Origin of the sequence: Lyngbya sp. CCY1209 (assembly GCF_035615495.1) — a bacterium.
GTDB lineage: Bacteria > Cyanobacteriota > Cyanobacteriia > Cyanobacteriales > Microcoleaceae > Limnospira.
In genome coordinates this window covers 1-13416 of record NZ_JAJENU010000130.1, presented here as the reverse complement: position 1 = coordinate 13416, position 13416 = coordinate 1, and the positions used below count along the sequence as shown (strand labels likewise).

The window sequence follows — 13416 nt, the reverse complement described above, 5'->3', positions numbered from 1 at the left end:
CCCACCCCTCGACGACACCGACTCTCTCGGCGATCTGATCTGGACCCTCATGCAGTCCTCCGAATCCGTTAAGAAAATCTAACAGTCTCCAAAATTTTTCATTTCTAATGAGAAGAATAAATTGGAAATTGATCTCAAGTTTTCAGTCCCAATCGTGACAGTTTTTTCCGCAAGAGTTTAAAACTAGAAAAATACAGCACCCAGATTAACAATCCCTTTGATTTTAGTCAGTACATCAAAAGCATTGACGGATTGGCATTTTTTGATAAACTCTTGATAGGCTATCACGCTAGGTAAAATGATGCTGGTTTCTTCCCAATCAAATATAAAATCATCGGGAACTCGCCATTCTCGTTCATGTGTCCAATCAATAATGGTTTGATCGTTGCTTAGATCGAAGCTAACAATTCTCCACCATTCACTGGAAGGTAAATATTTTTTAGCTTCTTCTGAGCGATCGTAAATAACAGGCCGTCCTCCTTTTCGATAAACATAAGGCTTAGAAAAAGTTAAACCTACTCCATGATATCTCACTTTACCTGATGGATTTTGTTGGCGATACTCCTGCTCTAAATAGATATTCTGTGCCAGAGAATAGAGGGGTGTTTCTTGAAAACAAACGGCTTTTCGTTCGCCACAGATAAAACCGGATTGAGTTGAGCTACCGATCAACTTTTTCTCCGCGAGAATTTTCATTAATACATCGATCGCCGGAGAAGATTGACCGTTAATAACAGTCGGCCGAGTTAAATGTACGACCTGACTGGTCATGTCAGAACGTGAGACAACTCGTTTTTTCCAATCCTCAATTGTGTAAGGCATAGTTTGATTTAGATTGATAAGATTGTGAAGACAATCAATTTATTCGGGTGTTCCACAACAAGAACAGATAAAATGGGTGCGATCGGCGTCAATATGCTGGGGAATTGCCAAAACATCTCGGCCCAATATTTTCTCAATTTCATCGGTCAAAATATCTCTTCGATAGAGTCCTGTCGCTTGGACTTGAATAAAAGGATAATTTTGATGACAGTGACCACAAGTTCGAGTTCCCCAAGCACTACCGCATTGATCACATTCTGCGTAAAAGGATTGTTTTTCAGATCTAACAATATCACCGATTGAATGACAAACTGGACAAACTTTGAAAGGTAATATTAGCTGTTTTGCCAGATCTGATAAATCTTCTAAACTCTGTAACTGTTGACAATCACCTTTGGCTTGAGGCCCTTTGGCTTTCGCTTCATTAATGAGTCGATTCAAATTAGATTGAAAAAATTCTATTTCTTCAGAGGTCGGTTGTTGCAAGACTCGATATTGATTGAATTGATGATCTTTAACGAGCCAATTGGCATCCGACAGCAAATCCTCGGATAAGTGAGAGGGAATATGCTTTGATAGAATGGGAGGATAAGACTGATAACGTTGATCGTGAAGCCACCATTGAATAACACGCGCAACTCTTTCCAAGCTGAGGATATCTAGAGGGGTAACGGGTAAAATCGAGAGTTCAATTTCTTTTGATGAATGAGAATAACTCAGTCGATTTACTTTTGTTTTTAAATCAATATTTAGCTTTTCTCTTTCTTCCTGAGTGCCAGGGTATAGAATGACAAAATAAGGTGTCTTACTCGTGGATTTTACGTTTTGATTGATAGCTTCACTAAAGCCAGCGAGAATTGCATCAATGGCTTCAGAATTATGAGTTGCAGTCAAAGGTAACATCATCGGAATAATGTGTAAGTCTCTTGTCAACTCAGGCAAATGCAAACAGAAAACCCCTTGTGCTTTCCAGTGTAGTGAAATTTCACCCCATATTCCAGATAGCCAAATCGGATCATTACCCCGTTTGGGAATCTCATTAATAACCGCCTGAAAGCCAAAACCTCGATCATTTTTATTGTCACTTCCGGTTAAAGCACGACAAATTAAAAGCAAGCAAAAAGACTCAAAGCCTTGAAACAATTCTTGATGATCCTGAAAAACTTGTTCGGCATTTTTACTTCTTCCTTGTTTCCACAAACTCCACTGTCTCCACAGTTTGTCAACGTAGCGATAATGTTGATCGTTGACGAGGATATTTGTCCGTTTTAAGGTGGTTCCGACGGAGAAATTTTCGGGAATTGATTTGTAAAGATCCGTTTGCATCAGTCCCCGCAATTTAGTGTGAACTTGAGTCAGCCGTTCTAAAGTATCATTCGCTTCCTTTAGTCCGGTTTCCGCATCTGCTAAGTTCCCAAGCAGCGCAAAAATTCGCTCTCGATTTCGCCAGTGAATTTGATCGATGTTTTGAGTTTCATTAGAAAAATAACTGGCCTGTTCCAATTCATCTCGAAGGATTTTAATATCTTGAATCTGCCGATTCAGATAATCCAGTAAATAGTCAATCAATTGGACTGTAACTTGATTTTCATAGATATTAATTTGGTCTTCTCTTACCAACGCTAAAACCTGCTTGGGAATTACGGAACGAAATCTTAAACGTTCCCAATCTTCTGAATGAGAAGCCAGAAACTCAATCGCATGGGGTGAGATTCGTTTGGCGCGAGATGTGGGTAATCTTTCTGTCTCTATCTTGAGAGAGGTTCTGGGATTATGACAAATTGCTTCTAAATGTCCAAATCTTTTTTTCGTCTCTCTTGCCAAAGGTTGAAGATGAATCTTCTGTTCAATTTCGGAAGCCAATGGAGGTGTATTAACCCATTGCTGCCAAGACGCTTTTTGCCGAATTAGTCTTTGCAACTCCTGTTCAAAAAAACGAATGCTTTGAGCGACCAAATCGGAAGGAAATTGCCAACTTTGAAATCGTCTATTCAGTGACTTTTCGGCAGAACGTAATGACCAATAATCGTTGACATCTCCAAATAAATAGGATCGAAAACTATTCGGTTGTTTGACTCCATTCATGACCACGGATTCTGATTCTGCGATCGCTTGCCAACGACCCAAAATTAAATGCTCGGGAAGTTGGTCAAATGTTCGATCGGTGAGACGGTCTACAAATTTCATTAATTTTCTCCTCCGGGCTCTAAACGGTGAATTTCAGCATCAAGAATAGCGAGGGATTGTTCGGGTTGAGTTTTAGCATCTAAAGCTGACCAATTGTTCAATATATCCTCTTTAAGCTGTCGAATATGATTGGCTAATGTATCGTAGCGATCGCGTACTTTTCGTAAAATCTTGGTTGCCAAAATATGATCGACTGCTTCTCCAGTCGTTCCACCCGCAGCGACAACAACTGGCACAAAATCTTTCATCTGTCGCTCTAACCGATTTCCCCAACCCACTTTAAACTGTTTTTCAAGAGTGTCTGCGAGAACTACATTTAAAAATTCATAAGCGTTTTTTGCTTCCGATGAATGTTGCATTTGTGCTTGTTTAAAAGCTTTCATTAAAGCTGTATAAGAAACGGGATCTCTAAACTCCATTGTCGGGACATCAAAATGATCGGGATGACGCTGTAGTTCCATTACATGAGCGCGATCGTAAGTTTTATCTGCAAATTCTAAAGTTGTTTCATCTTGGTTTGCAGTTCCAATAAACCAGATATTGGATGGAATTTTTAATGTTTTTCCATTTTCAAATAACTGTGGATTGGGTCGATCTGGAACGCTCGTCAAAGCGATCGATGGTGTTTCTTGTTCTAGCTTAGATAGAAAATCTGCAAAATACTGTTCGGGTCTTGAAAGATTCATTTCATCCAGTACAATTACATAGATGCGGTCTTGATAGGCAGGACATTGAGCTTCATAGAGCGCTTGCAGAAATTCCGATTCATAAAATTTCTTTTCAAAAGCATTGAAATAGCCTAAAAGATCTTGGCGATCGCGCCATCCTGCTTGCACTTCAATTAATTTAGACTGACCATCAACTGCCTTGGCGAATGCAACGGCTAAACTGGTTTTTCCGGTGCCACTAATCCCTTGCAGTAAATGCAATCTACTCATTGCCAAGCCACCTAAAAAGACTCGAATATCCCGCTCCGAGTAGTATAGCTTTTTGTCATTTTCGCGGGGAGAGACTGCAATACGATACCGTAGATCTTTGGCAAATTTTTGTAAGTTGAGAATATCTTCAAACAAGGAGCGCCGTGCTTGTAATGTCGTGTCGCTGTCCATCCGGAAACAGTCGGGAAAAGGACTTTTATCTTGAGACTGTTCAAAGGCTTGATTGAAATCTTCTTTCAGATCTCCGATAGCATTTTTGAGGCGGTTATTGCTTGCTTCCAGTGATTCTTTTTCGTCCCGTAAAGTTTCAAGTTCCGTTACAGCGATCCGATTATAGGTATTACTCCTTTTAAGTTCTTGCAATTGAGTTGTTAAGCGCGACCGCTCATTTTCCCAATTTTCTTGTTGAGATTCTAACTCCTTCAGTTTATCTACAATACCGGGATTTGGAGATGCAGCTAGTTGCTGTTCAAGTTTTTCTTTTGTTTGTCGCAAGTCTTGAAGCTCTTCCAGGACTTGTTCGGGAGTTTTTTGACCAAATCTCCGATCCGCTTCGGCTTTTTTGACGAGGCACTCTTGAAACTGATTTCGCAATTTATTCTCAGTTTCTAATCGCTGATTTAATACTTGAAGTTTGACTTCTAAATTTTGAACCTGTACGGCAACTTTTTGCTCAATTTTTTCTTCTAACAAATGTTTTTCATCTTCTAATAGCTCCCGTTCAAGTTGCAAGTCTCTTTGTTGTCTTTTTATTTTTTTTCTTTCTTCTTTTAATTGATTGAAATCGGCTTCAAGTTCTTGCTGCTTGCGAACAGTTTCATGTTCCAGTTCAGATTGTTGTCGCAGATTTTTTTCTTCTAAAGCTTTTCGTTCTTCTGCAATTCTCTGGTGACTGCGATCGTGTTCTTCTCGTAATGCTTGCCTTTGCTTTTCTAGCGGAGCAAATGCAGCCTGACTTTCGGCAATAAAACCCGCTTCAGCATTCAGTTCCCGCTTGTATAAGTCCCGTTCTTTCTGATTCAGTGTGGCAGCTTTTTGAGTGAGTTCAGCTTCTAGTTGTTGAAGCTGCTCTTGTTTTTGATTCAGGTTTTGAGTTTCCTGTGCTAAATTTTCTTTCTGTTGCTCCATTTCTTGAATTTTAGTTTCAAGTTCGGTTTTATGACGTTCTATTTCCTGTTTGGTTGTTTCTAGTTTTTGCATGGCTGTCTCGAAAATTTGAGACTTTTTCCATAACTCTTCTAGAGAAACAGTTTGACCGGAGGTGGAATTATTGATGTGGTTCAGATCTTCATCATTTAATTGCTCTTTTGCTTTTTCAAATTGCTGATTTATTTTCTCCGGATTTGGATTATTTCTCTGATTTTTTTTGGCCACGATTCTGACTCCTGATTTGAACTTTTGACTGACTTGCCAAACAATTGCCAAGCTAAGATTTTGCTACAACGCCAATTTCCAGCATTCCCGAAACAAACTTATAAATTATCTCAACTTGCCGATAAACCTCCTGAGCAGTGAACTTTTGACCGCCAGAGTGACTGCTCTCATCTCGCATTTCAGCCAGTTGATTTAACTGGTGTAATAATTCCGGTGATTGTTGTGCCATAGCATATAAAGGATGTTTAACATTTTGTCGAGTTGCCAAAAGAGCAGCCAGAAGAGAAGGACGTAGTGTAGACCTTCCTCGATCTGCTGCAGATCTAACTTTTCCCATCTTAACATGGGTGAGCGCCGTCGGAAGTGGTGTATTAAAACCGATTTTGTCAGCCAACCGATTATATAAATCTTGATTTCCTTGGCGATCGGCTTCTGACAAAACTATCCAAACATTCCGAGTTGGATAGTTCTCCGCGATCAATAACAAAAGTGTTTCCGCAACTTTTTGTGCTTTAATCAAAACATCACCCAATTTGTCCGAAAATTTGTTATTCTCCGATAACTCTTCAGCTTCTAGATAAGTCCTCTCCATTTCGACTAAACTTTGAAACAGATCGTCCCATCGTCGAATTTCAATAGTTAATTGAGTCTCAACCTTTGAAATTGCTTGTTCGTGAAGAATATCAAGTAAATCAGAATAATTGTAATTTTCATCTTCTTGTTTATGAATATCAATCAAGTCAGAAATCATGTTTTCTATTCCCCGAATTGACTGCTTTTTAAGATGTTTGTCTAGTCGGCGACGCAACCACAAACTATCACCCAAGCCAAACGGATCGCAAATATTCCAATTGATTTGCATCGCAGTATTTTCGGGAAGATAAATAAAAGTTGTCAGCCAAACTGGGGTCGATTCTTCTTCTATAAATGAAATTCGCTGTAACGTGGGAACTTGATCGAAAGTCCAGGACTCTTCATCTTCATCTGTTTGTTGTTGATGGCGACTGCGTAAAGCGAGACTATGCTTTCTGACTGCATCTAAAATCTCTTGAGGACTCGGTTGAGTTTCAATAATATTTTCAACAGGAAAAGGCATAAATGCTCTTTCATTTTTTGGTCTTCCCGCTGTTCCCAGTAAGAGTTTTGGAAACCCTTGTTGGTTGAATTCAACATCGGCATATTCTAGGGTTTCAATAAAACGGGGCCACAGTTCTCCAGTCCAGGGATCTTGAAAAATATATCCGGCAATCATTTCTTGATCTTCGATGCTTTCTCCTGCCAATATTTTGAGTCCTTTTTTAGTTAACTTACCATCTTCAATCAACTCTTTCTCTCCGAGTTGCAGAATAATTAACGCTGCCAAGTCTTTGCCAATATCAAGATATTCTCCAATTTTTATTGCTTCAAATGTACCCACTTTACAGATTCCCAATACGGCTTTTTCGAGAATATTAAGTTTTCTTTTTTGAATTTTTGGAGCAATCACTCGATAAGACAAAGCCGGCCATAGTAGATATTTCCGATGACTCCAGCGAGTGGAGGATTGAGGATTGAAATAGAGAATGGGTGTTTCTTTTTGAAAAGACATAGTGTTTAGGAATTAAAAATTTTACCGCAATCGTTTTGACAGAACTGATAAAAACTGACAAGCTGCGGAATGGCTTGGGGTGCAATATCCGTCCGAACCATATCCAAGTCTCCCACGGCAATTAAAAGGCATTTTTGCCTACTCATTGCCACACAAAGACGATTTTCTAACATCAAAAATCCATACTTTTTATGATATTGGCTTTCACTTTTACATTTTATCAGATTGCTGCGAGTGATCGAGAGAAAAACTACATCAAATTCTTTCCCTTGAAATGAATCGACCGTGCCGACTCGCAAGCGTTCAACAATTTTTCCTTCATGATTTCGTGTTTCTCGCCAAGCCGAACTAACTTGATAAATTCCTTCGTCGGTTTGTTCGGCAAGTTCGACTTTGCAAAGTTCTTTCCAGAGTTCTTTTACCTGAGCAGAATAGAAGGTAATAATGCCAAAAGTTAGATGAGAATTATGTTCGATCATTCGTTTCAATTCCCGTGCAATTCGTTTGGCTTCGGCGGTACGGGATTTGCTTTTTCCCTGCACTTCTGCACCCGCACTAAATGGAACATTAATCCAAGCTGCAACAGTATCTTGATAATCCGGTAAATTGTGAACAAAAGCAGTTTCGGATTGGCCGGCTTCGATGGGTGGTTCACCATGATATTCATAGAAGGTTTTGCTGACAAACTCTCCTAAAATGGGGTGCATTCGATACTGAGTATCCAACGTGACAGTTCGCTTAATACCATCAGTTCTTTCTCGTTCTTTAAGTTGATTAAACAGGCGCTCAAATAGACTTTTTTTCAGTGCATCTTGAGTGGATTGTCTCGACTGACTCAGTTGCCGTTCGACATCTTCCTCTAAAATATGGGGAAGTTGGCGATGATCTCCAACTAAAATAATTCGTCGTTCGGCTTTGGAGAGGGGAATAAATAAGTCTAAAGGGTTAGCCCTGGCTGCTTCATCAATAATCACTGTTTCAAACACACTGTCGTCATTACCCGTGGTTAGTTTCATCGCATTCCCGGCTGATTGTTGACAAGTTGCAGCCAAAACAACGGTATAATTTTGCAGCATTTCTCGAACCCCTCGCGGATCGGTTTTTAGATCTTCTAAATATTCAAATAACACGGTTTCTGTCCCGGCGGTTGACTGGCAAACATAGTTGTAGAAAGAATCTTTAACTTTTGTGAGTAACTCTTCAATCTCAGGATCGGTAACGGATGCGACAACTGGTAATTCTGCAGGAATAAGCAGATCTAGAAGTTGCCGTTTCAAAGGTTCTAATTCTTCTAAAAAAGGTGGTTCTGATTCTTCACACCAGTCGGCTGCTTGTTCTAGCAATTGCTTTTGAGAAGTATCGAGAAGGTTTAGCGGTTCTAAACGGTAAATCACTTTCCTGGCGTTGATCGCACCGTCATCGCAAAAACTAACGGCATCAGTTCGGAGCGATTTAATGGCTTTAATTGCCAATATTTGCTCGTCAGAATGATTTTGAAGTTGGGGTTTTTGTTTCAGTTGATGGCAGAACTCAAAAAGGCGATCGCTCAACTGATTTTCAATTTTACCTTGGGTCACTTCAAAGATATTTTGTAAGAGTTGAGCGGTTTTGTGGCGATCTCCAGGCGTTAATAGATAACTATTAATCCAATTGCGGACTGTTCGTAAATTTTCTGATTCTGGCTGTTCGGGAAGTTGACCCAACTTCGCTTCTAATGCTTCAATTCTTACCCGACGCCAACGATCTACATTATCCAGTCCTTCCTGCTGCATTCTACCGCCAATCCGAACCGCAGGGAGTCCAAAAACGTTGGTTTTTTCTGCCACCGTTTCTACCGCATCATGTTGATAACTCGTTAACAGTAGTTTGTGTTTAATACTGCTGCCTGCATCTTCGGCAATTTCTGCAAGTCTCGCCTGAATTGCAGTGATCACTTTTGTTTTTCCCGTTCCAGGTGGGCCTTGAATTAGGGCAATATCTGGAGTATTAATCGCCACTCGAATCGCTTCTTCTTGACGTCTGGTTGGACGGAAACCGTCGAAAATTTTCAGCACATCTTTTGTCAAAGGTTTATAGTTGCGAATACGCCGAATTGGAACGGATTGATTTTCTAGAATTAGTCCGAGTTGAGGCATCGGACAGGATGCTGTACGGATTTTTTCTTCTGCTTTTGTGCGACGTCTTAAACGAGTTCTATCGCCTTGTAAGGAGACAAAAAGGAAACCGTATGAGGGTGGATTTAAGTCTTCTTCTTCATCTAGGTTGGAAGGACGAATATCTAAAGTCAACCTTTGCCAGTTTATATCCACAACTTGCCCAAAAAAGGTTCGCCCATTTTTGTAGTTGCTTTCTATGCAGGAAAAGTTGGGTTCTGATGAACTTGCCTCCAGGGAAATTTGGGGGGACTCTCTCAGAATTTGAAGTTGTTGGTTTAAGGAAGTCTTACTCTGTAAATGAAATCGGTAGTCGCCATTAGAGAGAATTTCTTTGTGAGTATAACGCATCCAACTGACTTGTTGAGCGTTTTGCAAAATTATCGCTTTTTCGATTTGATTATACTCTTCCCAAATTGCCAAATAACTATTGGAGCTTTCGACCAAAGTATCCAGTTCTGTTTTTGCATCAGAACGCAAACTTCCGGCTATTGAAAAGTCACAGAATGAAAAATTTCCTCGAACTAAAATAATCGGACGCTGTTCGTTATACTCCTGGTTTTGTCTGGCTCGAACGACTCGATCGATAATTAATTTATCATCGGGAGTGCGACGGACATTCACGGCGATATCTTTTCCGCACAAGCGAAATGTAGTTTCTAATCCGCTTTGTGAATATTGACCGGCTTGCATCAAAACTCGCTGCATTCTGTTATCAGCGGGAGAGGGAATCAAAACTTTGTTGGTTAACCATTTCAGGATTTCCGAAACCGGAACAGCTTTGCGAATATACCGATCGCGAATATCATCAATAATTTTTTCGTCGATACCGATCGCTATTTCCTCCTGCAAGTAAAGTGAGTGAGGAAATTCGTGAACTTGAATTTTCAGACGTTCGGGTGAGTTGGTTTTCGGAAAAATAGCGGCTATCCAACAGAGCAAGGGTAGATTTCGTTCCATCACATCAGACAGTAACTTTTTATGTTCTTTGTCTGTTCCTTCAATACTCCAAACTTCATCTCTATTTTTCAAGAGAATTTCTCCAGTGGTTTCAGAACGATAGAGAGAGACTTCATTCTGAATTGATTGACGACCCAAACCCAAAAAAGGACTGCGATCGCTCTGTTCAATTTCTACAAGATAAGTCCGTCCACTTTTGACATCACTAATTTTCATTCTTAATTTCCTCCTAAGCCAGACTAAAATAGGCGAGACGATGGGCAGTATTTAAGGAATAAAAATGCAGCAACCAAGATTTATATTTGTCCGGATTTGCTGGAAATGATCGCCACTCTTGCTTGACTTCAACTTTAATTTGATGCGCTCCCTCTCCTTCTGAAGTCAACCAAAAGCACCGATCACTAAGACTCTTTACCTTAATATTGTTACCATCAAAAATCAGTTCTAACTCGGGAGTATGACCATCCATTCCGATGCGTCCGTCCAAAGTTCGACGGGTTAAAATTAAAGGACGATCTTTTTCTAATGTCATCACTTGCAAAATATTTTTTATTTCATCAAATCTTTTGGGATTTGCTTCGGGATGCCACCGCTGAATTAATACCTGAACAAACCGAGGTCGCGGATGTTCGCACCAAGGACAAATTTTTTGATTCCAATAGTAGGTACTTTGACAATTCGGACAATGAAGGGTGTTATCAGATGCAGAATATAAAGCTTCCACCCACTGTCCTAAACCGGGTCTTTTTTGAGGCTGAAGTAATCCTTCGCCAAAACATCGTTGACATAACTCTTGCAGTTGAGGAGACAGAACTATTTTTCGCGGAAATCCCGTTTGAGTTGAATTCCGCCGATCTTCGGGATGATCGATCCAGGGAAGTTGACCTTCTAGAGCTTCTTGTTCCAGTTCTGGTTCTCCCTCATTGACTAAATCTCCGATCAGCGGATGGACTAAACTTAAAGTCTGAAAAGCAATCACCGCAAAAGCGTAGGCATCTGTTAAAGTATTCACACCCGATTTACCATTTACCAGCTCGGGAGCGCCGTATCTCGGTGTATATACACCGGATGTTGAATGATTGCTTTGGTAGTGTAGGTTGTCCGCATCAATTAACCGGATAATATGATGATTAACGTCGCAAGAAACAAACACATTATTTTCGGAAGGATCGCTGTAAACTAAACCTTTGCCGTGCAGTTGAGATAAAGTTTCCGCACATTGAGCCAGCAGCAGTAAGCGACGTTTTAATCCTCCCCCTTCCAAATACCACTCAACGATGCAGTTGACATTTTGGGGATAATTGGACAACTTGCTGATGGGCATCATATCTGTCAGCAGTTCCATTACATAACCGACCCGAGGGGGTTTTAACATTTCCAGGGGACGGGCAATATTGAGTCCTTTTAAGTCAAGCTGTTGCACCAGTTGCAATTGTCTTCGCAGGCGATCGCGCTCGGTTTGTGAGGTTTTGTTCAGGATTTTAACCGCCCGTCTACCTCCTTCAACGGCATATACAACACCTTGCCCACCTTGACCCAATTTTTGACTGAGTTGGTATACAGTGCCGAGTTGATCGACGACTCGTTTTTGTTGGTTCATTGTTGTTTTTTCTGCTAATTTTTGGGTGGATGCCACAACACGGCTAGGGTTTTATCATCGAGATGTTTGGGCGTCGGCCAGTTTCGCAATTCTCGACTGAGTAATTGCCCCCGGCGTTGGGGCGATAATTGACCAAAATCAGTGATTAAAACGTTAATAAAATCTCCGATGCTATCTGGTTTGAGATCGTCTGCAATGCCATCGGTTGCGAGGAAAACCGCAGAGCCAGCAGAAAAGTCGGGTTTGCCGATCGCAGACCACTCTTGTGTTGATCGGGCAATTCCTAGCCCGGTAGTTTGATTGCCAAAACCCGTTTGCTGACTGTTCAGCAACATTACCTGGCCGTCAGGTTCCCGAAGGGCTGCAATCCCATCTCCGAGTTGAGCAACAATCAGTTCTCCAGACGGTACAACCACCGCAAATAAACAGGTAGCCACGCTGTCTTTTTCTGATTCGGGTAGGATTAACAAATCCCAGTGCAGATGAATCAGTTGTAAAAGTATTTTGAGTGAAGCGCCGGGTGCTTTACTCCAGGGGCGTAACGCTTGTTTAACGGCTCGACAAGCCATTCGAGAGCCTTGGCGGGCATTGGGTTTTGAACCCATGCCATCACTGACAATAATTCCCGTCCCGAAACCGCAGTAAAATTTTTCCCAAGCATCTTCATTTGGGCGATTTTCCTGTTGGTGTAGAGGCCCTCGAACCGATGCTCCAAACTGGATGAGTTGAGTTGATTTTTTCGAGTTCATTAAAAATCCAGATCCTCAAAATTATCTGGTAGAGTCGAAATACTATTGGGATTGACACTCTGAGAACGATTGGTTACGCTCATCGTTACAAACCTGAAAAACTGGCGAATTTGTCCGGATTCATCTGCTCTAAACAAAAGTTGGGAATCCTGACCTGTTAGAAAAGCTTTCAGGATTTCTTCGTCGGCATCTTCCCCAATTCCCATCGCCAAACGTAGGGCTTTGGATGCGCGTTCGGAGTCGAGAAATTGCTGAAGGGGTTGTTTCCAATTGTCACTGAGATAACCTTGGTCGTCTGTGGGATGACCATCACTGACTAAAACCACCGTGGGATGGTAATCTCGGCTGGCGATTTGATTTTTGTCTTCGACCATGATTCGTGCCAAATCAAAAGCCTCCGCCATCGGGGTGCGGCCGGCTGCCTGCATATCCGTCCATTGAATTTGATTGGCCGGAAGTAAGGGCTGATGAATCTTGGTACCGCCTCGGCCGAAGGTAATCACGGCAACATAGATGGCGGCCCGGACATCTTCTTCTGCGGCGAAAGACTCAATCATCTCTGCGATCGCCCGGTTGAGCGTTTGAATCTTGCCGTTCTGACTCATACTGCCACTAACGTCTGCCAGGAGAATCACGGGGAGTTTCCTGGCAGATTGGACAGTAAATTGCTGAAATTTACTGGAAACCATAACTCTTGGGTAGTCCTGTCTCAGTAGTAATGTTAATTTTTAAATGCGATGTTCTCCAATTTTTCAAGAACCAAGAAGTCTTCCTCCTCACATTCCGCTGCTTGACTAGCGATAGCGATCGCAGCGGTGGCGTTCGGTCAACAGCCACAAGACTGAGTGATCGCCTGCCATGTCGAGCTATAGCGACCTCAATCACCTAATTTTATCACTCATGATTGACCAGTGTAAATAACTCCGAGAATTCTCAGTGCAAAAGAGTTGAGGCGATCGCGCTCAATTGCAGATGCCTGGATTCTCCTCTCCCACGGCAGTCGCCGTCCCGGCGGAAATCAACCCGTCGAACACCTCGCCGCCGA

General features: G+C 41.5%; 8 protein-coding genes. All 8 read right to left on the bottom strand.

Going from position 1 to position 13416, the window contains the following annotated elements:
* Nucleotides 1–183: 183 nt before the first annotated feature.
* From LKE08_RS01040 to LKE08_RS01005, 8 genes are read right to left on the bottom strand one after another with little or no spacing between them, the layout of a single operon-like run.
* Nucleotides 184–822 carry a hypothetical protein gene (locus LKE08_RS01040; RefSeq protein ID WP_324702334.1) on the bottom strand — a complete coding sequence of 213 codons (639 nt, stop codon included), beginning with the start codon at nt 820–822 and terminating at the stop codon, nt 184–186.
* A 39-nt stretch (nt 823–861) separates the two neighbouring features.
* Nucleotides 862–3009: a hypothetical protein gene (locus tag LKE08_RS01035; protein WP_324702333.1), complete on the bottom strand. Its 2148-nt coding sequence runs from the start codon at nt 3007–3009 to the stop codon at nt 862–864.
* Nucleotides 3009–5321: a hypothetical protein gene (locus LKE08_RS01030; RefSeq protein WP_324702332.1), complete on the bottom strand. Its 2313-nt coding sequence runs from the start codon at nt 5319–5321 to the stop codon at nt 3009–3011. Before LKE08_RS01030 ends, LKE08_RS01035 begins: the two co-directional genes overlap by 1 nt.
* Nucleotides 5322–5373: 52 nt before the next feature.
* Nucleotides 5374–6909: a hypothetical protein gene (locus tag LKE08_RS01025; protein WP_324702331.1), complete on the bottom strand. Its 1536-nt coding sequence runs from the start codon at nt 6907–6909 to the stop codon at nt 5374–5376.
* 5 nt (nt 6910–6914) lie between these two features.
* Nucleotides 6915–10238, bottom strand: a complete 3324-nt coding sequence (locus LKE08_RS01020) for an AAA domain-containing protein (protein WP_324702330.1) — start codon at nt 10236–10238, stop codon at nt 6915–6917.
* A 13-nt stretch (nt 10239–10251) separates the two neighbouring features.
* Complete coding sequence (locus LKE08_RS01015) at nt 10252–11658, bottom strand: protein kinase (protein ID WP_324702329.1); 1407 nt, start codon at nt 11656–11658, stop codon at nt 10252–10254.
* Entirely contained in the window at nt 11637–12371 is a 735-nt protein-coding gene (locus tag LKE08_RS01010) for a PP2C family serine/threonine-protein phosphatase (RefSeq protein WP_324702328.1), read from the bottom strand. Before LKE08_RS01010 ends, LKE08_RS01015 begins: the two co-directional genes overlap by 22 nt.
* Entirely contained in the window at nt 12371–13060 is a 690-nt protein-coding gene (locus LKE08_RS01005) for a VWA domain-containing protein (protein ID WP_324702327.1), read from the bottom strand. Before LKE08_RS01005 ends, LKE08_RS01010 begins: the two co-directional genes overlap by 1 nt.
* Nucleotides 13061–13416 lie beyond the last annotated feature (356 nt).